This is a genomic window from Vreelandella neptunia (assembly GCF_034479615.1).
Lineage (GTDB): Bacteria > Pseudomonadota > Gammaproteobacteria > Pseudomonadales > Halomonadaceae > Vreelandella > Vreelandella neptunia.
Map to the genome: position 1 here is coordinate 785,163 of NZ_CP140255.1, position 23,004 is coordinate 808,166.

Sequence of the window (23,004 nt, forward strand, 5' to 3'; positions counted from 1 at the left end):
CTGTGGTATAAAGCTACGGTTATAAGGATGCACATCGCATCAACACCTAACCGGTCAGTGAGACACACTGCAAACCTGTGCGGTTGCGGCAGCCATGTGGGTGGCGGCGTTTTCCAACGGCGAAGCCGGCATGCATAATAAGAGCCCGCGTTGCGGGTTCTTATACGTCTGATTTAAGTGTATTTCGCTATCCTACGCACTGTTACGCCAGCGCTATGGCGTCAGCGCCAACCGGGAAGCGCAGCTGGTCTGATGTGTCGTTGGCTGCTTGCCAGATACCTTCGGCCACGTCAGCTGGCTTGGTCACCTCTGATACTTTGTCGAAGCCGGAGAAAACGCGGTGAGCGAATGATTCGTAAGCCGCAGGGATCAATCCTTGCATACGCTGCTGGCCGTTGGCTGCAAAGCTGGTCGAAGGGCCGTACCCGGGAACCACCAGCTTGGCTCGCACGCCGAAGGCGTTGAGTTCGTGTTCCAGGGAGGCAGTGAACCCTTCGATGGCCGTCTTGCATAGCCATCCGCGCTTTCTCGGCGCGGCCCATCGGGCTTCGATATTCCGGCATTATTGACGAGAGCGTCAAGATGAGAGCATTCCACATGAACCGCATCAGCGAGTCTATGCACGTCGCCAAGAGAGGCGAAGTCCGCCTCGAAGAACCGGGCGTTTCCTCCAGCCTGTTCGACGGCATGGACAACGGCCGCTCCGCGTCCCGTATCACGTCCGTGCACCAGGATATGCATGCCGGGTCGTGCAAGCTCTTCGACGACCCGACGGCCAAGTCCATCGGTTGAGCCCGTCACGAGGATTGTTTTGTGTGCGCTCATGGTGTTTCCTTCTGTGCTTCAGATTATTGTCAGAAACATCTTCTCGGATAGGGGGTGGTATTTGCATAGGAACTTCTTTAATTATGGGCGCGGTGTTATACGCCGCATTTGAAGCGGACGCCGCCCAAGCCCTGTCAACCTGGCCGACCAACACCTAGCTATCCATTGGTGAAGCTATCCGCCGCTGCTTTCATTGGGCAGTGAGCACGATCTTGCACTGGATTTGGCCTTGCCTTCAGTTCTCCCGCTGCTCGCTATCCACAACGGCCGCCCGCTCAGTGAGAGGACGCCGCCGCAGGGATGACTGGGCGATCGCCGGCGGGACATAGGCCGCTCCTTCCAGCGGCGCCACATCAACGCCCGGCGGGACGATCTCGTCGATCCGGTCGAGGATTTCATTGCTTAACTGCACCTCCGCGCCAGCGAGCAGATCGTCGAGTTGCTTAGGCGTGCGGGGGCCGATGAGGGCGGATGTAATCGCCGGATGCGTCACGACGAAGGCCAGTGCCATGTGGGTCAACGACAGGCCCGCATTTTCGGCCAGCGGGATGAGCCGCTCGACAGCGTCGAGGCTGGCTTCGTCGGACATTGCCTTGGGGAAATATTTCGCGCGCAGAGAGTCCGGTTGCTCTCCGCCCTTGCGGTATTTGCCTGTGAGCATACCCTTAGCCAGCGGGCTCCACGCCATCGCTCCCATGCCATAACGCTGACAGGTGGGCAGCACCTCCCGCTCGATCGAACGGTTGAGAATAGAGTAGGGCGGTTGTTCTGTGCGGAAACGCGCCAGCCCGCGTCGCTCGGCGACCCATTGCGCCTCCACGATGGCGGAAGCAGGAACGGTTGAGGCACCGATGGCGCGCACCTTGCCCTCGCGCATCAGGTCGGTGAGAACCGACAGCGTTTCCTCGATATCGGTATCCGGCGCCAGCCGATGAATCTGATAAAGGTCGATGTGGTCGGTCTGCAAGCGGCGCAGCGAGTCTTCGACCGCGCGGGTCAGCCAACGCCGCGACCCACCCCGGCGGTTGGGGTCGTCCCCCATCGGGAGAGACGCCTTGGTGGCAAGCACGACATCGTCTCGCCGCCCCTTCAGTGCCTTGCCGACGATTTCCTCGGACTCGCCCTGGTGATAAGCATCGGCGGTGTCGATAAAATTGATGCCGAAATCGATTGCCTTGTGGATCATGCCGACGCATTCATCGTGATCAGCATTGGCGATTCTCCCAAACATCATCGTGCCCAGGCAGTAGGGGCTGACCTGGATGCCGGTACGGCCAAGTTGACGATATTGCATGGTGTTCTCCTCGTATGATGGCAACGGTGCAGGTGAATCATGTTCACAACAGTCGCGGGAGAGATCCCCGCTGCAGAGCGCCTCTAGCATCTGACATGAGTCGAGTATGGCAAGCCGAAACAGGATGAACTACAATAAATAGTCCGTATTTAGTTTGCAGGTGTCCTGTTTTGCTCGATCCGCTTGCCCAGGTAGTCACGCTCCTCCAACCCGCTACCCCGTTTTCGAAACGGGGTAGCGGCGCCGGTCGTTGGAGAGTTCTCCGCACAGAGGTCGGGCGCCCTTTCTATTGCGCCATTCTTGAGGGAGCATGCCGTCTCAAAGCCGACGGGTACGACGAGATCGTCCTCGAAGAGGGGGATTTCGTGCTCCTCCCCTCCGCGTATAACTTTTCAATGTCGAGCTACTCGCCCACGACCCCCGAAGACATCGTTCATACCTCCATCGTGTTACCCGATGGCGAACACAGGGTCGGCAACCCAAACGACTCTCCCGATGTCCGCTTTCTGGTGGGTTACTGTGTCTTTCGCTCCCCGGATGCGGCTCTGCTCTCGTCGCTGCTCCCCAAGCTTGTACACGTTCGGGGAGTGGATCGGCTGGCCACTCTTATGCAACTCGTCGGCGATGAAGCGCGTGCGCAACGGCCGGCGCGGGATGTGGTTCTGGAACGTCTGCTGGAAGTCCTGCTCATCGAGGCCCTTCGCTCTGACGGAAAGACGAACACCTCGCCCGGGCTACTGCGTGGCCTGACCGACGAGCGGATTGCGATCGCAATCCGCCGGATACATGAGAGTCCCGAGCAGCCCTGGACGGTTGCACAGCTTGCAAACGAAGCGACACTCTCCCGCTCCGCGTTTTACGAGCGGTTTGGTCGCGCGGTGGGCATGGCGCCAATGGAGTACCTGCTCGCCTGGCGGATGGCCTTGGCCAAGGATTTGCTGCGCAGAGAAAAAGCCAGTATCGCTGACGTCGCCGAACGGGTTGGCTACAGCTCCGCCAGCACCTTTAGTGTCGCCTTCGGCCGTCATGTCGGGCTTCCGCCTGCCCGTTATGCTCGGGGGGCTTCGTTTGACAGGGTGTTACAGGCCGAAGCCGATAGCTCACCGGAGACCGGATCCATCGCTTGAGCCTAAACTCTCAAGCAATCGCGGGCGGTCGAACTTAAGGGGGATCGCACCTTGCGTTGATAGACTTCTACGATCTCGGCGAGCACGGACACGGCAAGCGATGAAGCGTCGCGCATGGAAGGTATCAATCCGACGGGCCCGCGGATGCGGTGAGTCTCTCTCTCGGTAAAACCAATTGACTGAAGCCTCTCGCAGCGCCGCGCATGGGTAGCTTTGCTGCCAATGGCGCCGATATAGAAGGCGGCGCCTTTAAGCGCCTGGGCGAGGAGGGCTTCTTCCCAGTCCACGTCATGGAAGGCGAGCAGAAACGCCGTCCATGCATCATCGTCCAGCTTGGGAAGCGCCGAAGGAACTGTCAGTGTCGTAACGCGTTCGATTCCTAACCGTTGGGCATCCAGGGCGTCGGCAGCGTCGCGTAGTTGCAGCTCGGTGTGGGTGCCGCTTGCCGTCGCCAGCCTGGCAAGCGCCAGACTGTCTGCGCCGCGCCCGGCGATGCGCAGTCGGAGTTTCGGCGCATACCGGAAGTGAAGGGCGCTGGCCATCAGTGGGTGCTCGAATCCGAGATCGCCGGAGGCCGTGAGACTGAGTATTGCTGTCTGGCGCGAGGCGAGCTGATCATGGCAGGCACGCAGAACACTGGTCTGGGCGTTGGGCAGTACGCAAACGTCAATGGCCCCACCGCAGGGTAGCGGCAAATCGATGAACGGTGAGCCCTTGCCGTACCTCAGGCGCTTGATCCGCCCCGTGCTAAGCGCTTGCCGCGCATGATGGGCCACATCCGCGTCGATGCACCCGCCTGAAATGTAGCCGCAACGATCACCAGAGGCAGACACGGCCATCAGGGCGCCCGGCATGCGCACGGCACCACCTTCCGTCGCGGTTACGATAACGAGAGCGGTCTTGCTTTCTCTGCGCCAGTCGAGCCACTGTCCAAGGACATCCTGTGCGTGTTCCAGATACATGTTAGGCCTCGTCAATCTGTGGTCGGCTGCGTTAACCCTGAACATGATCGGCCAACGGCAGGTGGCGGATTCGTTGCTGCGTAGCGGCAAATAGCGCGTTGGCCAGCGCCGGGGCGAGCGGGGGAATGCCCGGCTCACCCACGCCGCCTAGCGGCGAGCCGATATCGACGATGCTCACCGCTACCTCTGGCGCTTCCCCGATGCGCAGTAAGGGATAGTCGTGAAAGTTCGACTGCTCGGCGTGGCCGTCACGGATCGTCACCTTCTGCCCCATGGCGGCTCCGAGTGCATCGATGACGGCGCCCTGCAGTTGCGCTTCCACCTGGCCCGGATTAATCGCGCGTCCGCAGTCGATAGCGGCATGGACACGTTCCACCTGAATACCTTCATCGTCAGCCCGAGCCTCGACTACCTGGGCAACATAGGAGCCGTAGCTTTCTACCACGGCCAAGCCGCGCGAGATTCCCTCTGCCGCAGGCTCTTGCCAATGCGACATCTCGGCGACCCGGTCGAGGACGGCCAGCATCCTCGCCTGATCGGTGCAGTGGCTTCTGCGAAACTCCAGCGGATCGCGGCCCGCTGCCGCCGCGCATTCGTCCATAAAGCTTTCAAAGAAGAAGCCGTTGAAGGAGTGAGCGATCGAACGCCAGGGGCAAAGCGGGATCGGCAGGTCGACCACGGCGTGATCCACGACAAAGTTGGGGATGGCGTAGCGCATGTCCGACAGGCCGCCGAGCGAGAAGGGGTCGAAGTTGGCGAGATTGCCCGTCGACTGCGCCCGCTGCTCCGGATCGATGCCGTATTCGCGGCCCATTTGCGGCCCGGCGACGCGAATGCGCATGCCGGTGATCTGGCCGGCCTCGTTCAGAACCGCCCGGAAGCGACACATCATCGTCTGGCGATACTGGCCCTGCTGAACGTCATCCTCGCGCGCCCATAGCACTTTGACCGGCCGACCATCGACGGCACGGCTGGCAAGCGCTGCCTGAAGGGCTATCTCGCCGTGGGTCTTGCGCCCGAAGCCGCCGCCCAAATAGGTGGTATTGATAAAAAACCGGTCAGCCGGTATCTGCATCGCATTCTCGAGCGTCATACGTACGACGTCCTGGCCCTGCGTGCCGATCCATAGTTCTGTTCGCTCCTCGGTGGACTCGGCCGTGCAGTTGATCGGTTCCATGCTGGCATGAGTCAGAAGCGGCACCGAGTATTCGGCCTCGACGACCTGGCCGTCGTCCGACAGGGTTGCCTCGGCCTCGCCAAGCAGCGTGGTGACGGGGACATCGGTTCGATCCAGTCCCTCGCGCAGCATTGCATTTATCTCATCGGTGGAAAGCGTGTCCGCCGGTGTTCGTGTGAAGGTGATCTCCAGGGCGTTGGCGGCTTGCTTGGCCTGCCACCAAGAGTCGGCAACCACTACTACGCCGCGCGGCACGCGAACCACGGCGACAACGCCCGGTATCCCGGAGACGCTGCTCTCATCGAATGTCTCGACGTCGGCGGAAAAGACCGGGGCGAGTCGGACGGCGCCATACAGCATGCCTTCGCGCTCGACGTCTATCCCATATACGGCTTTGCCTGTCACCTTTGCTGGGGTATCGAGTCGCGCTACCTTGCGCCCGGTCAGCGTGCGTTCGCTATCGGGCCGCAGGGTCGGTTCCTCGGGCATCGGCAGCGCCATGGCGTCTTCCACCAGGTCACCGAAGGGAATCCTTCGGCCGCTGTCGGCGTGAACAATGAAGCCGTTCTCGGCGTGCAAGGCCGCCGCTGCTACGTCCAGCCGCTCCGCCGCCGCCTGGGTCAGCATTTCCCGTGCCTGGGCGGCCGCGCGGCGCAGCGGGTCGTGCCAGAAACGGATGCCGAACGAGCCCACAGAGCGCATCTGGCCGATGAACGGAATCCGGTAGTCGTCGGAGAGCTGATTCGGCATGCCGACAGTAATGCGCGACCAATCGGCGCCCAGCTCCTCGGCGAGAATCTGGGCCTGGCCCGTGTGGGTGCCCTGGCCCATTTCGCTCGTGGGTAGCAGGAAGGTCACCTGGCCGCTCGTGTCGATGCGGATATAAGCGTGCGAAAGGAGTGGATCCTCTTCCTCTCGTGCCCAGGCTGTGGGTAGACGAAGGGGAATGATGAGCGCGGCGCCCGCCACTAAGGTGCCGCCTAGAAAGGCGCGACGGCTAAAGGATACATGATGTGTTTTCATTGTTGACCTGTCCTTTCCATGAGGGTGACACGGTGCCGGTTAGCTTTCGGCAACACGGTGTATGGCCGCCCGGATGCGCACATAGGTGCCGCAGCGGCAAAGGTTGCCGCTCATTGCGTCATCGATCTGCGCATCGGTAGGGCGCGGATTGCGCGCCAGAAGCGCAGCGGCGCTCATGATCTGACCCGACTGGCAGTAGCCGCATTGCGGGACGTCCAGCTCCACCCAGGCTTGCTGGACAGGGTGCGTGCCGTCTTCGGACAACCCTTCGATCGTGGTGATGGATCTACCTTCGGCGCCAGATAACGGGAAGACACAGGCACGCACCGGCTCACCATCCACATGCAGCATGCACGCACCGCATTGCGCGATGCCGCAACCGAACTTGGTGCCGGTGAGTTTCAGTTGCTCCCGGATCACCCAGAGAAGCGGGGTACCCGGCTCGGCGGTAACGTCTACCGCGCGTCCGTTGATCGTAAATGCTGTCATGGGTGTTTCTCCTTGGCCTCATTTCGGGTCGTAACATGGCAGGGTTGTTGGCTCTTCTCGATTGCCGTAGAGGCAGCAGTTGGCTTCGGCCAAGGCTGCGTTATCTTTTTTAACAACTTGATGGAGGCAAGGCTTGCCAGCACCTACGCAAACCTTGCCTTTTCCTGCAGGGGGCAACGAAGGCCTTCGACATCATGCTAAGTTCAACCTGAATACGGGAGGGGGAAACAGATAGGTTCGCTCTATTTGGTCGATTCTGAAGTCATACGAGAGTTTCAGCTTTACGGCGGAGGTTAGGGCAATGCACGAGGCCACACATGTAGTCGTCGTTGACGATAATAATGATATACGGGATTTGGTGCGGGAGTATCTTGAGCAGCAGGGTTACAAAATCAGCGTTGCTGAAGGTGGGGCGGCTCTGCGACGAATCCTAGAGCGGCAGAGTGTGGATCTCATCATTCTCGATGTCATGATGCCTGGTGAGGACGGTATTACGCTATGCCGAGAGATTCGGGCGTCTGGAGATATTCCTATCATATTTCTGACTGCGATGGCCGAAGATACAGATCGTATCGTCGGTCTCGAACTCGGCGCGGACGATTACCTGGTTAAGCCATTCAATCCGCGTGAGCTTCTTGCTCGAATTAGAGCCGTGCTGCGTCGTGCGACAAGTTCCGCTCCGGCGCGGATAACTCTTGACCGTAGGATAGTTCGTATCGGCTTTTGGAAACTCGATTTAGGCCGCCAGGAAGTCTTTGGTGACGATGGCGTGGGTATCCCTCTCAGTACAGCAGAGTTTCGCCTTCTTAAGGTCTTCATTGAGCGACCTGGGTTAATACTCAGCCGAGAGCAGCTTCTTGATCTGACGGTTGGGAGGACAGCCGACATCTTTGACCGCAGCATTGATAACCAAGTGAGCCGCCTACGGAAGAAGATTGAGGAGAACCCCAAGAATCCGTCGATCATCAAAACCCACTGGGGGGGCGGCTACAGCCTATGTACTGAGGTTATTTTCGAATGATCCGTCTTTGGCGAAAGAGCCTGGCTATACAATTCATCGGGCTGACGCTCGTTGCATTGATCCTCTCACAGGCAATTACCTTCCTTATATCCTCGGATGAGTACACCAAGAAGTTCGACGCTGGGGCGAAAGCGGAATTTATCAGCCGAGCGTCATCAGTGACCCGCTTGGTGGAATCGCTATCGCCGCCATTGAGAGAGCAGGCTCTGCGCGCAAGTGAAGGCAGTTATTTAAGATACTGGTTGACCGACAGCGATCCTGCGGATCCTAATGCCTGGAGATTAGCGGCCCTTTCCCAGCTTTCCCGGCCTTTGGATAGCGCCGTCGATCCAAACGGAACATTAGGATGGGCTGGGTCTCCCCATCCGAAATTACCGAACGTCGACGAAGTGGCCACTGCAAACGCCGATGACCCGTGGTGGACGCCAACACCCTATTTGTGGATGCTGTCACAGCCAACCAAGGTGCTCCAGTTTTCAGGCAGTCTTGGGTATGGGTACAAGACGCAACTCGACGACGGTCGCTGGTTGAACGCTGCCTTTTACCAGCACGATAAGGGAAGCTTGTGGACATCAGAACCACTGATGTCGATTGGGTTTACCGCCCTCATGCTTGCGTTGATCGGCGCCTTCATCGCGAGCCGCATCGCGCGACCACTGCGAAACCTGGCAACATCCGCTGAAGCGCTGGGTCGAGGACAAAACCTGCCGCCATTGTTGGAAGATGGGCCAGAAGAGATCAGGCGAACAGCTCAATCCTTCAATAAGATGCAAAGCCGTCTACATCGTTTCGTAGAGGATCGGACGAAGATGCTGGCAGCGATTGGCCATGATTTACGGACGCCGCTAACCTCGCTTCGGCTGAGAGCCGAATTCGTCAACGATGAAGACATCCAGCGTAAGATGATAGCGACAATTGACGAGCTACAGTCGATGACGGAAGCCGCCATTTCGTTCGCACGTGGAGAGTCGATTCAAGAGGAAACACGTACCATTGATCTGGAAGCGCTTGTGGGGAGTATTTGTGACGATCAGGCTGATCTGGGACATCCAGTCACTCATGTCGAGAGCGTTAAGATGAAGTACCGTTGCCGACCAGATAGCCTTCGCCGCGCGTTAAGAAATCTGGTCGAGAACGCGGTGCGTTATGGGGGAGAGGCAAAAGTGTCTCTTCGGGAGACTCCTTCTTCGGTTGATATCGTCGTTGAAGACCGTGGGCCAGGGATTCCGGACGACATGAAAGAGAAGGTTTTCGCACCCTTTGTCCGGCTTGAAACGTCGCGAAACAGACAGACCGGGGGCATCGGTCTCGGCCTCTCGATAGTGCGCGCAGTTGCACGGCAGCACGGGGGAGATATCTCTTTTTTCAACGGCGAAGCCGGTATGCAAGCGATCATCTCGCTTCCGAGAGAAGGCAGTGTAGACGCAGCGCCGGTGCGAAAAGAGCGTATCTGGCGACTCACAAAAACGTCACGAGCCGTGCAAAATGCTCACTTACCGGAATAGCTCGGCTCTGTCCTGGCCACTCCAATAACCCCTGCCCGATGTTGCAAGGCAACCTCATCACATTGTTTATTATGATTTAGCGTTAGTGGCACAGTTTGCTACAAAATAACCAAAACTACGGCATATTATGGACACAACCATCACCTACCATCCTCGTTGTCGCCGTAGAGCTTAGTTAGCCCGGCACCGTAATCTCTAGCATAGAGCGAGGACAACATGCCGACACTACCAATGCACCGCTTGAGCAAATTGGCTCCGTACTTTCTCAGCGTTCTGCGGATCTTTGCCGCTGGGTCTTTCCTGACACATGGGACGATGAAGCTTTTCAGCTGGCCCGCCCCTTTCGAGTATCCCCTTAACCCCATGCTTTATACCGCTGGCATCCTGGAGGTAGTGGGCGGTTTATTGCTATTAATGGGTCTGTTCTCGCGACCAACGGCTTTCTTACTTTCTGGTTTAATGGCATTTGCCTACTTTATCGCGCACAGCTCGAACAGTTTTTTTCCTGTTCTCAACCACGGTGAAGCGGCCATGCTTTATTGCTTCATCTTTCTCTATATTAGTGCCGCAGGCCCAGGCGTTTGGAGCTTTGATGCTTCGCGAGCGCAAAGTCGGGTGGGGTGAGACCGCTGTTTGAAACCATTCCCTCATGCCATCCCTTCATAATAAGTTCCAACTGAAATGCGGGAGGAAACCTATGAACTCGCTCAAACAGGCTGTCCGGGCTTATACCAGCCGCTACGCCGACAACCGTGGTATGGCGATAACCCCGGTGCCGGGTTTGCGAATGATGTGCCTCAAGGCGCCATCCGGCGACCTGCATTCGGTTTACAGGCCGCTGATATGCCTGGTTCTGCAGGGGGCGAAGCGCTTGATAGTGGGGAATGAGGAACGGGTTTTTTCTAGCGGGCAGTCCGTCCTCGTTAGTGCTGACATGCCGGTCACCGGACGGGTCGTGCAAGCAAGCCAGAGCGAGCCCTATCTGGCGATCGCTGTCGAACTGGAGGTGGCGCTGTTGCGGGAGCTCACCGCCCATATCGATACCCCCCGCCCGCAGCGCACTTCAGAGATGCCTACGCTATTCGCCGTCGACACCGAAGCCGCACTGCTCGATTGCGCATCACGGCTGATGCACCTGTTGGATCGCCCAGAAGCGGCGCCGCTCTTGAGCCCAGGAATCATGCGGGAGCTGCACTACTGGCTCCTATCAGGGCCTCACAGCGATGCTTTGCGGGCGCTGGCAGACCCGGACAGCCATGCGAGCCGTCTTGCCGCCGCCATTACGGTACTCAGAGCTGAGTATCAGTCGCGTGTGCCCGTTGAGCGACTTGCGGCAGAAGCGGGAATGAGTAGCACCTCGTTTCATAAGCACTTTAAGCACATGACGTCGCTCACGCCGGGGCAGTACCAGAAGCGACTTCGCTTGATTGAAGCGCGCCGCTTGATGCTCAATGAAGGATTCTCAGCGAGCAGCGCTGCTTTTGAAGTGGGCTACGAGAGCGTGCCCCAATTTACCCGCGAATATGGGCGGCTGTTTCAGAAACCACCGAAACAGGACGCTCTGCTAGCTCGGAGATCTATCGAACAAAGGGTATCGCCGTTAACGGTTAGCACAGCGTGACCTTTGCATCCCATTGAATGCGTAAGCGTGTTGACCGCTATGCCTTTTGCTAAACTTTGGCGCGTCGCAAACAGAAAAATTGAATTCACTCTAACTAGCTATGGACGGTCATGATGGACACTTCAAGAACGATCTCTCTTGCTTCCCTGCGTGTCATGTTGTGCGCCATTCTCCTGGTGGCGCTGGCGCTCGGTGTTGGATATCAGGCCCGTGCCGCCGAGCCTTCCAATGACGTCAGACAGACGGTGGATCAGCTGCTTCGGTTGGTTGATGAGCGGCTTGCTATTGCGCCCGATGTTGCAAAGGCTAAATGGAACTCTGGTGCTCCTATTGATGCTCCCGCACGAGAAGCGCAAATTCTAGAGAGGGTCGTGGCTGAAGCCACGCGGGCGGGTATCAATGAGGCCTTTGCCCAGACGTTTTTCAAACATCAGTTTGAGGCAAGCAAGGTTATCCAGCACCGGCTCCATGAACAATGGAGGCAAACAGAGCAGCCTCCTTTTGAATCCCCACCAGACCTTGCCGAAGATATTCGCCCCCAACTTGACCAATTGACACCACAACTGATGGCTTCACTTCGCGACTTCGAGCGTGTTGCTGAAAGCGAAGGAGTTAAACAATATCTTGAAAATAATGCCGAAACCTTGGTGAGTGACGGTGTAGGAGGTGTCGCCCGGGAAGAGGCATTACGCCCACTTTACGAAGCCACCGACACTGCAGGCGTGCAATAGGCTCAGCGTTGGCAAGAAAGGGGCGTGTATCTACTTTTGATTCGGCTTGGTTGGATCCTACGGAGAAACGCCTATCGACGTGTTTCATCCCTGTCCGCGGATAGAGCTACCTCCTTATACGCTTCGAGCGACTCAAGCCGCTCTTTTAGCGCATGGCTAATGGAGTCATAGGCCGTGCTGCCTAACGTAAGACGAAGTGGTGGGTTCGGCATATCCGTTATGTTAATGATGGCATCAACGGTATTGCCTGCATCGCCTTTAATGGCCAAGTCACCTGACGCCAGGGCCCTACGCAGCTCGCCTGCTGGGGTATCTTCATAGATCGGCGTCGTGGGTGTGCGATCCAGCCCTTCAGCAAAGTGGGTCGCAGTGGGCCCCGGCTCGGCGATAATGAAATCAATACCAAAAGGCGAGACTTCCTTCGCGACGGATTCGACGAACCCCTCGATGCCCCACTTCGTGGCGTGATAAAGGCTGAAGCTTGGATAGGCGATCTGGCCGCCCTCCGACGATACCTGAACGATGCGGCCGCCCCCTTGTTCGCGTAAATGTGGTAGTACGGCGCGAAGGAACTGGATGGAGCCTGTGAGGTTAGTCGCGATTTGCCGCTCAATCTGTTCATCACTGGCCTCTTCGGCAGCGCCAAAGAGACCATACCCTGCATTGCTGACGACCACATCGACTCGCCCAAACGTCGTGAACGCTTGCGAAACGGCATCTCTCATCGTTGGTGTATCCGTCACGTCGAAGGTAAGTATCTGCAAGCGATCACCATGCAAGGAGAGCAAGTCGTCCAGAGACCCCTTGCGGCGTAGCGTTGCTATAACGCGATCGCCGCGTTCCAGTAGCCGTTCAGTAAGTAGTCGGCCGAGGCCGGTGGATGTGCCTGTGATAAGCCAAGTTTTAGCCATGAGATTTCTCCTAAGTCATTCATCAAGTGTTGCAAGACAAAGGTTAGGGCAGTAACACTAGTAAGAGAATACTCATCAATTGGCACGAGGAGGTGAAAGTAATTCACCAATGAGCAAGCCAACGTTGACCGACCTCAAGGCGTTTCAGGCCGTGGCAGAACACCGTAGCTTTCGTCGAGCAGCCGACTTGATGGGAGTCAGCCGCTCTTCCCTCAGCCACACCGTGCGTACGCTGGAACAACGGCTGGGTACCCGGCTGCTGCACCGAACCACACGTAGCGTCTCACTGACCGAGAGCGGCGAGCAGTTGCTCTTGCGGCTGAGCCCGCTATTGAGTGACTTGGAAGCGATCCTGGAGGATGCTTCCAGCGTCGAAGGAAAGGTCACGGGACGGTTGCGTATCAATGGCAGCGAAGGGGCCGTGCGGCTGTTGCTGCAAACCGTAGTACCGCGTTTTCTCGCCCTTCATGATAGCGTTGAGCTTGATCTCGTGGCAGAGGGGCGACTTGTCGATATTGTCGGGCAGGGGTTTGATGCGGGCGTAAGACTCAGAGAGGCGGTTCCTCAGGATATGGTCGCCATCCCCTTGGGGCATGAACTGCGTTTTCTTGCCGTTGCCTCCCCTGACTACCTGCACGGCCGAACGGCACCAAAGACGCCGGATGATCTGGCCTCTCACCAATGCATACGGCAAAGGCTGCCGAGCGGTAAACTCTACCGCTGGGAGTTTCAGCAGCATGGCCAGGATGTGGCGGTAGATGTGCCAGGAGCGCTGACCTTGGACAGTAGCCAACTGATGGTGGAAGCGGCCGCCGATGGTTTAGGCATCGCCTACGTGCCAGAGTCATATGCACTCGCCTATTTAAGGGATGGAAGGCTGGGCACCGTGCTCGAGGAGTGGTGCCCCCGCATCCCTGGGCTGTGTCTTTACTACCCCAATAACCGTCATGTACCGCCCAGCCTGCGGGCTTTTATCGATCTGCTGCGAGAGTTGCGAGCTTAGTCTCTATTAGCGCAACCCACTTTGAATAAGCGCAGCGAACGTCTGGGCCGCTTCAGCTTCGCTGCATTTGCCGCGAACCATGGCTGACGAAAGGGCCTCGCCTGCGCCGATCAGTCCAATGCAGCGTTGTTTTAACGTTTCTAGCGGTAAAGCACTGTGTGGCTTGAGTACAGCGGCGAATAGCTGAACATACCCGTCGAGCAGTTCCTGGTACACGGCTTCCTTTTCCTCACTACCTGCCAATGCGGCTCCCACTGCGTGCCATTCACCGCTGGTGTCGGCATAGCAATGGATGTAGGTGCTTGCCAGCACGTCAGCTGTTTCTGCAAAGCCTCTCTCACCGGTAGTCAACGCGGCGCGGAGCGCGTTTGCCTGCTCTGCGTCGATTGATCTGTAGAGTTCAATCAAAAGCGTTGACCGTGTACCGAAATGCTCGTAAGCGACAGGCTTGGAGATGCCGGCTCGCTTGGCCAAATGCCCCAACGTCAAGCTATCAGCACCTTCTTCACGAACAATCGTGATCGCCGTGTCGAGCAACTGGTGCCGACGCTCTGCCTTGGAAAGTCTACGTGTTTTTGTTTCGCCTGATTTGCCTTGCATAACGAGGTTCTCTGTATTGATTTTTGTTGAAGCCTACCATTAGTAGGTGTAACCTACTAATGGTAGGTTAATGCTGAGGAGTGTAATCATGCTGCAGGATTCTATTTTGCTTATAGGCGGTTATGGCATTGTCGGTCGGTGGACGTCGCACTTTCTGCGCTCTGCTTACCCAGATGTACCGTTACTGATTGGCGGACGCAACCTTGCCAAGGCCCAGGAGTGGGCGGCCGAATTAGGCAATGCGCAGGGCTTGGAAGTTGATTTTTCCACTTCTGATCTTGGGCTGGGGGATCACAACATCAGTGCTGTTGCTACGCTTTTTATGGATGACCGGGTCTCCGCACTTCGTTTTGCTCAATCACGCTGTGTGCCGCATATTAGCATTTCACCGGGTATCTTTGAGTTAGGCCCCGAAGTCGCCGCCTATATGCACAACCCAAGTGCTGCTCCTGTGGTTCTCGGTACCGAGTGGCTGGTGGGGGCTACCACCGTGCCTACACTCGAATTTTCCAAGACGTTCAGCCGTGTCCATAAACTTGTTATTGGTGCACTGCTGGATGAGCAAGATGATTTTGGACCGGCCGCAGAAGTAGATCTTGAGCGGCAAACGAAAGCGATGCCCGTCGCGCTTGCCCGCCGTGACGGCGCCTATTACTGGCGCAGAGATGCTGATGCCATGGCCCGTTTCCGTGCCGTGGATGGCACAGAAATGGAAGCGTCTGCGCTATCGCCGAATGATGTTGTCGGCTTGGCGACTGTACTCGATACACCCAATGTGCAATTCAACCTCGCAATTGGAGAGAGCTCCAGCCGCCGTCGCGGCGAGCCGATATCGACCGAGATTATTATCGAACTTGAGGGTGAGGATCATTACGGTCAAGCGTTGCGTACTCGCCATGCCATCGTTCATCCGCAAGGGCAGATGCCTCTGACAGGGCTCGGTGTGGCCCTGGTTCTTGAGAGGCTCACCGGATTGGATGGTAACCCGGCGACGCCACCTGGCCTCTACTTTCCCTACCAGCTGCTAGAAGCTTCTTCCTATTTTGACCGCTTGAAGCAAGCCGGTGGAAGCGTCATGACGCTGGAGGGCTAGCATCGTGGCCCAGAGGGTTTGTCGGGTAGTCGTCAACGACGACGAGTTCTCGGTCATTTTCCAGTGTTGCCAGGGCAACTTGATAGCTGTCTTCGATATGACGGTTGCCCATCATCTTTATGGCGGTGTAGCTGATGCCGACTGCCACGGCGCAGCCTGGTGCCGCTCCTATGTCGTTATGGCCGCTTCAGCGTGTAGTGTCAGGAGCGGTAACGCTGCCTCGTTATTGTCTATGTATGGCCAATAACCCCGCTATCAGGCGACTTACCTCTTGTGCTGACTAGATGGTTTTTGGGGCAGGCCTGGGTATGGCGCTGCCGGATCTTGCCAGACCTGCGGTCAAGGCAAGGCATGCGAAGCCCAGCACGGCATAGTCGGGGGTCAGCCGATCCATCAAAAAGCCAAAGAGTGGGGCGCCAGCCGTCTGGCCGATCGCGATGGTCAGGAAGCCGATCATCAGGCCTGTGGCGGGCCGGTCGGGCAATGCCGTGACGCCCCATACCAGATAGACACCTGTCACCATGATGTAAGCAGCGCCGAACAGCATGCCGCCGACGATTGCCAGTAGAGGAGTGGTGGCGCTGGTACCAACCAAAAGAATGCCTGCTGCCAATACGCCCAGAAAGAGCCAATGCACCCGGTCGATCCCGAAGCGCGTCACTAACGTGCCTGCGCCGGCACCCACAATACCGGCGGTGCCGATAGCGATCCAAAGCAGCCCGGCTCCGGTATTGTCCCAGCTAAGCTGCAGCGCGACGAGTTTGCCGCCAAAAGACCAAATAGCGGTGCTGGACGCGCCCATCAGAAAAGCAGCGGCGATCAAGCGCATAATAACGCTGTTAAAGGGGGGCAAGCCGCCCGAGACCTGGGTCGCCTTGGTGCCGCCTGGTACGCTGAGCGCGGCAACTACCGCCATCACAAAAGCGGCCACGGCAAAACAAGCGAAAGCCAGCCGCCATTGACCTCCCATCAGTAACGCGACCGGCCCTGAAAGCACCACACCGGCACTCGTTCCGGCATTAATGATCGTGTTGGTGGCACTTTGCCGATCACGTCGCACGGCAGTGGCCACCGCTGCCGCCATGGGCGGCGATGCTAGCCCCGTACTTGAGCCTGCCAGCATGACCGCGCTGGCGAGCAATAGTGGGGAGGGCGCCGTGGCGATGCCTGCCATGCCGACTGCCGCGACCAGTGCCGCGCCAATGGCGACGGCGCGGGCGCCGATGCGTTCGGTTAGGTACGCTGACAAAATGATGGCGAGACAGTAGCCCAGAAAAGCCCCGCCCGATATGAAGCCACTCAAGGTGGGCGTGAGAGCAAGGTCAGTATCGATCTGGGGCAGAAAGAGCCCGAAGGCGAAGCGTGCAAAGCCATAGCACACTGCAATCAGTCCAAACCCCGCCGCACCGAGGTACACGCTGGGACTCATGATCGTGCCTGCTTGAGCAGTGCTGATGCGGCTTTGTGTGCCGAGACTACCGCCTTGGGGCCACGGTAAATCGCGGCCGCGGTGGCGCCTTCGTACAGGATAAGGATCTGCTCGGCGAGTTCCGGTATCGCCTGACCATCGGTTTCTATCGCGACAATGTCCTGGATCTTGTCATAAAGCCTTGCTTTGTGAGCCAGTACGGCCTCAGTGATTGCCGGTATGTCTCCGCCGGTTTCGCCGTAGGCACGCAGAAAAAGGCATCCTCTTGCGCTCTCGCTCCTTATCCATTCTTCCAGCGCGTCGAAGAGTGCATCAACGCTGCCCACTTCGATGTGTGGCTGGAACCGTCGATGGCGCTCTTTAAGCACCTCCGTTATTAGCGCCGTTTTACTACCCGCATGCTTGTAGAGCGTTCGGCTCGACATGCCAGCCGCCTTGATTAGCTTGTCCATCCCGGTAGCGGTAAAACCGTGCCGGTCGAAAAGCTGCTCTGCTGTCGAAATAAGCTTTGTTTTGGTATCCATGTGAGCAGTGTAAAACGATCATTTTACATCGTCAATTGTTACCTACTCGTACTGAAATACGAAGAACTCACATCTTGTTGAGCATCTCCACCACTTCATCGAAGTGGCCGTCGCGCTCCGCCCAGCGCAGGAAGTTGACGTTTTCCACAAGAATTTCCTTGGGTGTGGGTTTTTGTTGGAACAGCGTAATGACTTCGTCGATAAAGTCATCGAGCGGCATATAGCCTTCGCGAGTCGACTGGCCGGGTGTCAGTTCCGTCTGCACGGCGGGGGGCGCCAGCTCAATGAGCTCGACCTTGCCCTTGAGCTGTTCGCGGAGCGAAATCGTATAGGAGTGAATGGCCGCCTTGGTGGCGTTGTAGGTAGGCGTGCCGCTTAACGGCACAAACGCCAACCCGGAGGATACGTTCACGATCGTCGCGTCTGGCTGGCTTACCAAGTGGTCGGTCAGTGCGTTGGTCAGCCGGATAGGCCCTAGCAGATTGGTGACGACCGTCTGTTCGGCATCAATGAGGTCATGGGTACTGGTCAAGTCCTCGCGGCGCATGATACCCGCATTGTTGATCAGAATGTTAAGGCGGGGGTGCTCGGCGATAACACGCTCAGCAAAGGCCACAATTGCTCGCGGATCCTCTACATCGACGACCATCGCGTGCATGTTCTGCTGACCGGCAATGGTTTCCTCCAGCGTTTCCATGCGCCGTCCAGCGACGATGACGGTGTTGCCCAGCGCGTTAAAGCGTAGAGCAAGCTCACGGCCAATGCCGGAGCCACCGCCGGTGATGAGAATGGTGTTTCCTGATGTTTTCACTGTTATACACTCCGCCTATCATTAGGATTCAATGCCATCAATATCGATAGTCGCGCTGCTCGAACCGCTTCGTTGGTGAGGCCCCTGAACGGCTGCGCTTACCTTTACTTTTTAACAATTCCACGGCGGCAGGGCTTGCCAACCCTTGCGCAAAACTTGCCTGATCCTGCAGGGGCGGGTGAATACCTTCAGCATCTTGCTAACGTTGAGTTGAAAAGCGGGAGAAAATCAGACGAATCCACTCAAATAGGCCACCCGGACGTATGCCAAGCGCAGCTAAACAGGCTGCGCTGTCAGAAAACTATCGAGGCAGCCAGTAACCATGCAGCGATGTCCCTGCGAATAGGCGCTTGTGCCACATGGCACTTGATTACTCGGGTAGTCTGGCAATGACCTTGATTTCAAAATCGAAACCCGCCAGCCAAGTGACGCCGACCGCCGTCCAGTTTGGGTAGGGTTTTTCTGGAAACGCGCGCGCCTTGGCTTCCAACCAGATAGGGAATTGGGCCTCCGGGTCAGTATGAAAGCTCGTCACATCGACGATATCGTCAAAGCTTGCGCCCGCTGCTTCCAGTACTCTCTGTAGGTTGTCGAAAGCAAGCTGCACCTGAGCAGCAAAATCTGGCTCGGGCGAGCCGTCTTCACGACTGCCGACTTGGCCCGAGACAAACAGCAAATCGCCCGAGCGAACGGCGGCGGAATAGGTATTCTGGTCATAAAGTGCCTGGCGGCCCGAGGGGAAAACAGCGTCACGCTTAGCCATGTGAATCTCCATCAGTAGGTCAAAACCGACCCGTTGTTTACGATGAAGTCACTTTAGCCCTCTATTTTTGGTGGATAAACGACGAATTCTGTTCAACATTGTTTGTAGTTTTCAAACAATCACAAGGACTGGTATAGCCATGGATCGCTTTAACGCCATGCAGGCATTTGCCCGGGTAGTGGAAACGGGCAGCTTTACCAAAGCAGCTGAAACACTGCACATGAGCAAAACCAGCGTGACGCAACTGGTGCAACAATTAGAGGCAAGGCTGCGGGTAAAGCTGCTCAACCGCACCACGCGTAAGGTTAACGTCACGGCTGACGGTGCTGCCTATTACGAGCGCGTTATAAAGCTATTAGCCGATATGGATGATGCTGAAACGAGCCTGTCCAACGCCTCGGTGTTGCCTCGCGGCCGACTAAGGGTGGACGTGCCCAGCCCGTTCGCGCGGATGATCTTGATACCAGCGCTACCTGCTTTCCACGCTCAATACCCCGATATTCAAATCGATATGGGGGCGAGTGATCGCATGGTGGATCTGATAGGTGAAAGCGTGGATTGTGTGGTGCGTGGTGGAGAACTCACGGATTTATCGTTAGTGGCGCGCCGCGTAGGCGACCTGAAGATCGGTATTTACGCAGCGCCGAGCTATCTGGAAAGTGCTGGTTTGCCTTCGCACCCGCAAGAACTCTCAGCTCCCCCTCACTACATTGTAGGGCTCCGATGGGCCCGTGCCGGGGTGGGTTCTCCCTACGCCATGTACCGCAGCGGAGAGCGGGTCACTGTACAAGGGCGCTATGTGATTTCGGTTGATGACGGAAATGCTGGTCTTGCAGCAGGCATAGCGGGGCTCGGCGTAGTTTGGCTTCCTGACTACATGGCCAGTGAGCACGTATCTCGCGGGGAGCTGGTTCGCCTATTTGATGGCTGGCATCTCGACCCAATGCCGATGTACGTCGCTTTCCCACCGAATCGGCACGTAAGCGCCAAGCTGCGCGTGTTTATCGATTGGATCGTAGAGTTGATGGCTCAGCATGCGCCCATGGTGGATCGACGGGAGCAACCGCGATACAAGTAACTAGTTCACTCGCGCTTTACTCTGGTAATTCCATGAGAGGACACTTATTTTTTTAGCACGGGAGCGCTCGTGGCTTTAGGCATAGACTTAATCTGTGGCCGCTCCGCCATAATGCGTGCAAGGCGCTCTAGGGCTAGTTCGAGCCGCTCAATCAAGCCTTCCAGCAGTACCCGGCGGTCGGCGGGGACATCGCCATAGGCCATAATCGCTTCGTCCAGCTGTTTACCTGCTTCACGAATCCCTTGGGGCGGCCGCCCGTTGGCGCTCTCTTCAAACCCGCTAGCTAGCGTGCCTAGTAGGTGGCGATGCGCCTTGCGGATGCGCGGGTGAGGTGCATCATCAAGCCGATCACGCAGGCGTAGGGTAGCGGTGCCAACATCCAGCCCGGTCAGGCCTAGAATAAATAGGTGGCGCTGGTCTTCAGGCAGCATGTCGTCATGCTGCGCCAGTTGCAGCAGTCGATCCGCCATGTGGCCGCTGAAGCGGGTTTCGGCGTCGCGAATCGAGCGCTGGCTTAGCTCATGGATATCGGTGGAAATCGCCTTGATTAAACGCCGCCGCCGAAGTCGAGTACCCAGCCCCGGCAGCAGGCGAAAGCCCATGACCACACAGCTTAGCCCGATTACTACGGCCACCACCCGGTTGGCAAAACTATCGAACGAGAAGTCCATGCCGTTTCCGGGCATGGTGAGCAGAATATTGAAAATGGTAAATGCCAGGCAGTAACCCATGGTCGCCGGGTTAGTGGCGCCCAGCAGGCCTAAAAACAGCGGCGTGCCAAACAGCATGGCCAGCATCGGGAAGCCATTGGCCTGGGAGAGCAGCACATGGCCGAACAGAAAAGCACTGGGAATCGCCGCCAGCATACCCTTATAAAACATCATGGTAATGGCGATGGGATTGTCGCGGCTGGCGAAAAAGGCGGAAAACAGTGTGCCCAGCATCATCGCGATCATGGCGCTCTGCCAGGCGGTGACGATCCAGAAAGTCGCCAGTAGCGAAAATACTAGCCCTGAGCGAATGGCGTTAATACCGGCGGCGAGGTGATCGCGGTGCCAGGCCAGCGGTGATGAGCGCAGTTTATGGCTCTCCGGGGAGGCAATCGCTTCCCGGGCATCAAGCATGATCATGGCGTGGCCGATCGATTCACGTAGCCCCAACCGCAGACGCCGATCGAGGGGTGCTAAGCTGTTCTCTTCTTCGCTTTCATGAACCCGGTGGCGTAGCGACTGGAGGGCTTTTCTGGCCTCAACGACCCCTTTGACGTGTTCGGCATCGCGAAAGCCTTTTGCGATCTTGCCCGCGAGTTCGATACTTTGCGGAGCTAGCCGGTCAGCGTGGTCGTGCATCAGTTGGTGCAGCGCTTGCAGGTTGGCGAAAAAGCGCAGCGTGCGGCGGGTTAGCACGTGGGTTGCGCGCACTCGGCCGGGGCCTACCGGGCCTTCAAAGCGGGCGGCCTGGCTGTCGGTTTCCAGCAGGGTTAACGGCACGAGGCTGCTGCGCAGGGCTTTCTGCATCGCTGGAATATCGTCGCTGGCTTCTAAACGCAGGGCGGCATGCTCGAAGGCTTCGTTGATCACGCTGTCGGCCTGAGTAGCCAGGTGCGTGCCCACATGGGATGGCCAGAGCAGTGAGCTAACCAGCATGGCACAGATAGCGCCTAGCCCCAGCTCGGTAAGGCGCGCCACGGCGATATCGAATATTCCGGCGGGCGAACTGCCGCTGGAGATGACCACGATCAGCATGGCCGTTACGGAGGCCATCAGGCAGCCGTAAGTGTAGTTATTACGCCACAGCGAGCCCACGTAGGTGCACAGCATAATCCAAGCGGTCAGCACGATAAGCGCAGGTACGCGGGCCTGAGCGAATAGGGCCATGATCGCGATGCCCGCAACGGCACCAATAAAGGTGCCGACAAGCTGGCAGATGCCTTTCTCTACCACCATGCCACTCATGGGGCGGACCTGCAGAAACGCCGCCGACATCAGCGCCCAGTAGGGGCGCTCCAAGTCGAACATCAACGCGATATAGAGAGCGAGCATCATTGCCAGAGCGGTCTTGATGGCAAACTTGACCGCCGTGGCGTTAGGCGTCAGATAGGTGCTAACAAACGGCGACATGGGTTACTCAGGCTGCTCAGCAGCGTTTCCGGCAGGGCGGACACGCACGGTTGCCGTCATGCCGACGCTTAGCAGAGTGTCATCAGGGACGTCTTCCAGTGAAATGCGCACCGGAATACGCTGAGCCAGGCGCACCCAGCTAAAGGTGGGCTCCACTTGCGGTAGCAACTGCTGGTTAAGGGTTGTGTTGCTATCGGCAATGCCTCGGCCAATACCCGCCACTCGGCCCTCCAGATGGGTGTCGCCGTTCATCAGAATCACATCCACCGGATCGCCCATGTCGATCGACGTCATTTTGGTCTCTTCGAAATAACCCACGACATAGAAGGAGTTATCCGCGATCAGCGCCATCACCGGCGTGCCGCGATTAGCGTAAGTGCCAGCGGTAAGATGGACATTGAGGATATGGCCGCTAACCGGCGCGGTTATTTGGGTGCGCGCTAAATCAAGCTGGGCGCTGGCCAGCTCCGCCTGAGCCTGCTGTAAATCAGCGGCGGCAATGCGCGAGTTGATCTGGGCAATCTGCTGGTTTTCTGCGCTAATCGCACGATTGTTGCTCAACTGGTTACGTCGGCTCTCCTCGGCGCGGCTTAGCTCCAGGGTCGCCTGGCGATGGTCAACCGTGGCCTGGGCGCTGTCCACCGCCGCTTGGTAACGCGTGTTATCGATCTCAAACAGCGTATCGCCTTGGGCAACCTGATCGGTGTCCACTACTTCAAGTGTGCGTACCCAGCCAGATACATCGGGGGCAATCGTCACCACTTCCGCATGAACCCGAGCGTCGCGCGTCCAGGGGGTATAGAGGTAGTAGTGCCATAGCCATGCACCGGCGGCAACGGCAATGGCGACAATAACGAGGGTGAGCAAAATACGGAGCGAAGGGCGCATCGGCGATTC

General features: G+C 57.7%; 24 protein-coding genes and 1 pseudogene. 10 read left to right on the forward strand and 15 right to left on the reverse strand.

Annotated elements, in window-relative coordinates; all coding sequences use genetic code 11:
- Positions 1-202: 202 nt before the first annotated feature.
- The 3 genes from SR894_RS03700 to SR894_RS03710 form a co-directional block, all read right to left on the reverse strand.
- Positions 203-451 carry a hypothetical protein gene (locus SR894_RS03700; RefSeq protein WP_208862724.1) on the reverse strand — a complete coding sequence of 83 codons (249 nt, stop codon included), beginning with the start codon at positions 449-451 and terminating at the stop codon, positions 203-205.
- Complete coding sequence (locus SR894_RS22925; RefSeq protein ID WP_133733053.1) at positions 370-825, reverse strand: SDR family NAD(P)-dependent oxidoreductase; 456 nt, start codon at positions 823-825, stop codon at positions 370-372. The genes SR894_RS03700 and SR894_RS22925 overlap by 82 nt, the downstream gene beginning before the upstream one ends.
- Positions 826-1,060: 235 nt before the next feature.
- Positions 1,061-2,119, reverse strand: a complete 1,059-nt coding sequence (locus SR894_RS03710; RefSeq protein ID WP_133733054.1) for an aldo/keto reductase — start codon at positions 2,117-2,119, stop codon at positions 1,061-1,063.
- A 170-nt stretch (positions 2,120-2,289) separates the two neighbouring features.
- Between SR894_RS03710 and SR894_RS03715 the strand changes: the two genes are divergently transcribed.
- Positions 2,290-3,246, forward strand: a complete 957-nt coding sequence (locus tag SR894_RS03715) for an AraC family transcriptional regulator (protein ID WP_133733055.1) — start codon at positions 2,290-2,292, stop codon at positions 3,244-3,246.
- Positions 3,247-3,248: 2 nt separating this feature from the next.
- Here the strand turns inward: SR894_RS03715 and SR894_RS03720 are convergent, their stop codons facing one another.
- The 4 genes and pseudogenes from SR894_RS03720 to SR894_RS03735 all read right to left on the reverse strand — a co-directional run bounded on the left by SR894_RS03720 (position 3,249) and on the right by SR894_RS03735 (position 6,897).
- Positions 3,249-3,941 (reverse strand): XdhC family protein, encoded by a 693-nt coding sequence (locus SR894_RS03720; RefSeq protein ID WP_246638053.1) that lies wholly within the window; start codon positions 3,939-3,941, stop codon positions 3,249-3,251.
- A gap of 33 nt (positions 3,942-3,974) precedes the next feature.
- A pseudogene (locus SR894_RS03725) lies at positions 3,975-4,253 on the reverse strand (XdhC family protein); the annotation flags it as partial.
- Positions 4,240-6,408, reverse strand: a complete 2,169-nt coding sequence (locus tag SR894_RS03730; RefSeq protein WP_133733057.1) for a xanthine dehydrogenase family protein molybdopterin-binding subunit — start codon at positions 6,406-6,408, stop codon at positions 4,240-4,242. The pseudogene SR894_RS03725 and the gene SR894_RS03730, both read right to left, overlap by 14 nt.
- Before the next feature lie 39 nt (positions 6,409-6,447).
- Positions 6,448-6,897, reverse strand: coding sequence for a (2Fe-2S)-binding protein (locus tag SR894_RS03735; RefSeq protein ID WP_133733058.1), 450 nt, complete (start codon positions 6,895-6,897; stop codon positions 6,448-6,450).
- A 301-nt stretch (positions 6,898-7,198) separates the two neighbouring features.
- On the opposite strand from SR894_RS03735, the gene SR894_RS03740 reads away from it, so the two are divergent.
- From SR894_RS03740 to aroQ, 5 genes are all read left to right on the forward strand, one after another.
- Positions 7,199-7,918: a response regulator gene (locus SR894_RS03740; protein ID WP_133733059.1), complete on the forward strand. Its 720-nt coding sequence runs from the start codon at positions 7,199-7,201 to the stop codon at positions 7,916-7,918.
- Positions 7,915-9,423, forward strand: coding sequence for an ATP-binding protein (locus SR894_RS03745; RefSeq protein WP_133733060.1), 1,509 nt, complete (start codon positions 7,915-7,917; stop codon positions 9,421-9,423). The genes SR894_RS03740 and SR894_RS03745 overlap by 4 nt, the downstream gene beginning before the upstream one ends.
- 216 nt (positions 9,424-9,639) lie before the next feature.
- Positions 9,640-10,047 carry a DoxX family protein gene (locus tag SR894_RS03750; RefSeq protein ID WP_022519649.1) on the forward strand — a complete coding sequence of 136 codons (408 nt, stop codon included), beginning with the start codon at positions 9,640-9,642 and terminating at the stop codon, positions 10,045-10,047.
- Between the two features lie 73 nt (positions 10,048-10,120).
- Complete coding sequence (locus SR894_RS03755; RefSeq protein ID WP_133733061.1) at positions 10,121-11,044, forward strand: AraC family transcriptional regulator; 924 nt, start codon at positions 10,121-10,123, stop codon at positions 11,042-11,044.
- 110 nt (positions 11,045-11,154) lie between these two features.
- Positions 11,155-11,775: a gamma subclass chorismate mutase AroQ gene (aroQ, locus tag SR894_RS03760; protein ID WP_133733062.1), complete on the forward strand. Its 621-nt coding sequence runs from the start codon at positions 11,155-11,157 to the stop codon at positions 11,773-11,775.
- 71 nt (positions 11,776-11,846) lie between these two features.
- Here aroQ and SR894_RS03765 read toward each other — a convergent pair whose 3' ends face one another.
- The gene (locus tag SR894_RS03765) at positions 11,847-12,686 is read right to left on the reverse strand and encodes an SDR family oxidoreductase (RefSeq protein ID WP_133733063.1); all 840 of its coding nucleotides are present in this window, start codon (positions 12,684-12,686) and stop codon (positions 11,847-11,849) included.
- A 109-nt stretch (positions 12,687-12,795) separates the two neighbouring features.
- On the opposite strand from SR894_RS03765, the gene SR894_RS03770 reads away from it, so the two are divergent.
- The gene (locus SR894_RS03770; RefSeq protein WP_133733064.1) at positions 12,796-13,689 is read left to right on the forward strand and encodes a LysR family transcriptional regulator; all 894 of its coding nucleotides are present in this window, start codon (positions 12,796-12,798) and stop codon (positions 13,687-13,689) included.
- A 6-nt stretch (positions 13,690-13,695) separates the two neighbouring features.
- On the opposite strand, the gene SR894_RS03775 is transcribed toward SR894_RS03770, so the two are convergent.
- Positions 13,696-14,289, reverse strand: coding sequence for a TetR/AcrR family transcriptional regulator (locus SR894_RS03775; protein WP_133733065.1), 594 nt, complete (start codon positions 14,287-14,289; stop codon positions 13,696-13,698).
- Between the two features lie 88 nt (positions 14,290-14,377).
- On the opposite strand from SR894_RS03775, the gene SR894_RS03780 reads away from it, so the two are divergent.
- Together SR894_RS03780 and SR894_RS03785 are read left to right on the forward strand one after the other, a co-directional pair.
- Complete coding sequence (locus SR894_RS03780; protein ID WP_133733066.1) at positions 14,378-15,382, forward strand: NAD(P)-dependent oxidoreductase; 1,005 nt, start codon at positions 14,378-14,380, stop codon at positions 15,380-15,382.
- A 4-nt stretch (positions 15,383-15,386) separates the two neighbouring features.
- Entirely contained in the window at positions 15,387-15,629 is a 243-nt protein-coding gene (locus SR894_RS03785; protein ID WP_133733067.1) for a hypothetical protein, read from the forward strand.
- Positions 15,630-15,662: 33 nt separating this feature from the next.
- Here the strand turns inward: SR894_RS03785 and SR894_RS03790 are convergent, their stop codons facing one another.
- The 4 genes from SR894_RS03790 to SR894_RS03805 form a co-directional block, all read right to left on the reverse strand.
- Complete coding sequence (locus SR894_RS03790; protein ID WP_133733068.1) at positions 15,663-16,811, reverse strand: MFS transporter; 1,149 nt, start codon at positions 16,809-16,811, stop codon at positions 15,663-15,665.
- The gene (locus tag SR894_RS03795) at positions 16,808-17,335 is read right to left on the reverse strand and encodes a TetR/AcrR family transcriptional regulator (protein WP_133733069.1); all 528 of its coding nucleotides are present in this window, start codon (positions 17,333-17,335) and stop codon (positions 16,808-16,810) included. The genes SR894_RS03790 and SR894_RS03795 overlap by 4 nt, the downstream gene beginning before the upstream one ends.
- Positions 17,336-17,402: 67 nt before the next feature.
- Positions 17,403-18,146 (reverse strand): SDR family oxidoreductase, encoded by a 744-nt coding sequence (locus SR894_RS03800; RefSeq protein ID WP_133733070.1) that lies wholly within the window; start codon positions 18,144-18,146, stop codon positions 17,403-17,405.
- Between the two features lie 370 nt (positions 18,147-18,516).
- A complete protein-coding gene (locus SR894_RS03805; RefSeq protein ID WP_133733071.1) occupies positions 18,517-18,909 on the reverse strand; it encodes a RidA family protein in 393 nt (130 codons plus the stop codon).
- Between the two features lie 139 nt (positions 18,910-19,048).
- On the opposite strand from SR894_RS03805, the gene SR894_RS03810 reads away from it, so the two are divergent.
- Entirely contained in the window at positions 19,049-19,987 is a 939-nt protein-coding gene (locus SR894_RS03810; RefSeq protein WP_133733072.1) for a LysR family transcriptional regulator, read from the forward strand.
- Between the two features lie 44 nt (positions 19,988-20,031).
- Here the strand turns inward: SR894_RS03810 and SR894_RS03815 are convergent, their stop codons facing one another.
- Together SR894_RS03815 and SR894_RS03820 are read right to left on the reverse strand one after the other, a co-directional pair.
- The gene (locus SR894_RS03815; RefSeq protein WP_133733073.1) at positions 20,032-22,107 is read right to left on the reverse strand and encodes an FUSC family protein; all 2,076 of its coding nucleotides are present in this window, start codon (positions 22,105-22,107) and stop codon (positions 20,032-20,034) included.
- A 3-nt stretch (positions 22,108-22,110) separates the two neighbouring features.
- Complete coding sequence (locus tag SR894_RS03820) at positions 22,111-22,995, reverse strand: efflux RND transporter periplasmic adaptor subunit (RefSeq protein ID WP_133733074.1); 885 nt, start codon at positions 22,993-22,995, stop codon at positions 22,111-22,113.
- Positions 22,996-23,004: the final 9 nt, after the last annotated feature.

Coding starts and splice junctions, on each gene's coding strand:
- SR894_RS22925 (WP_133733053.1), bottom strand. CDS start 825: ATGAGCGCACACAAAACAATCCTCGTGACGGGCTCAACCGATGGACTT.
- SR894_RS03710 (WP_133733054.1), bottom strand. CDS start 2,119: ATGCAATATCGTCAACTTGGCCGTACCGGCATCCAGGTCAGCCCCTAC.
- SR894_RS03730 (WP_133733057.1), bottom strand. CDS start 6,408: ATGAAAACACATCATGTATCCTTTAGCCGTCGCGCCTTTCTAGGCGGC.
- SR894_RS03735 (WP_133733058.1), bottom strand. CDS start 6,897: ATGACAGCATTTACGATCAACGGACGCGCGGTAGACGTTACCGCCGAG.
- SR894_RS03740 (WP_133733059.1), top strand. CDS start 7,199: ATGCACGAGGCCACACATGTAGTCGTCGTTGACGATAATAATGATATA.
- SR894_RS03745 (WP_133733060.1), top strand. CDS start 7,915: ATGATCCGTCTTTGGCGAAAGAGCCTGGCTATACAATTCATCGGGCTG.
- SR894_RS03750 (WP_022519649.1), top strand. CDS start 9,640: ATGCCGACACTACCAATGCACCGCTTGAGCAAATTGGCTCCGTACTTT.
- SR894_RS03755 (WP_133733061.1), top strand. CDS start 10,121: ATGAACTCGCTCAAACAGGCTGTCCGGGCTTATACCAGCCGCTACGCC.
- aroQ (WP_133733062.1), top strand. CDS start 11,155: ATGATGGACACTTCAAGAACGATCTCTCTTGCTTCCCTGCGTGTCATG.
- SR894_RS03765 (WP_133733063.1), bottom strand. CDS start 12,686: ATGGCTAAAACTTGGCTTATCACAGGCACATCCACCGGCCTCGGCCGA.
- SR894_RS03770 (WP_133733064.1), top strand. CDS start 12,796: ATGAGCAAGCCAACGTTGACCGACCTCAAGGCGTTTCAGGCCGTGGCA.
- SR894_RS03775 (WP_133733065.1), bottom strand. CDS start 14,289: ATGCAAGGCAAATCAGGCGAAACAAAAACACGTAGACTTTCCAAGGCA.
- SR894_RS03780 (WP_133733066.1), top strand. CDS start 14,378: ATGCTGCAGGATTCTATTTTGCTTATAGGCGGTTATGGCATTGTCGGT.
- SR894_RS03790 (WP_133733068.1), bottom strand. CDS start 16,811: ATGAGTCCCAGCGTGTACCTCGGTGCGGCGGGGTTTGGACTGATTGCA.
- SR894_RS03795 (WP_133733069.1), bottom strand. CDS start 17,335: ATGGATACCAAAACAAAGCTTATTTCGACAGCAGAGCAGCTTTTCGAC.
- SR894_RS03805 (WP_133733071.1), bottom strand. CDS start 18,909: ATGGCTAAGCGTGACGCTGTTTTCCCCTCGGGCCGCCAGGCACTTTAT.
- SR894_RS03810 (WP_133733072.1), top strand. CDS start 19,049: ATGGATCGCTTTAACGCCATGCAGGCATTTGCCCGGGTAGTGGAAACG.
- SR894_RS03815 (WP_133733073.1), bottom strand. CDS start 22,107: ATGTCGCCGTTTGTTAGCACCTATCTGACGCCTAACGCCACGGCGGTC.
- SR894_RS03820 (WP_133733074.1), bottom strand. CDS start 22,995: ATGCGCCCTTCGCTCCGTATTTTGCTCACCCTCGTTATTGTCGCCATT.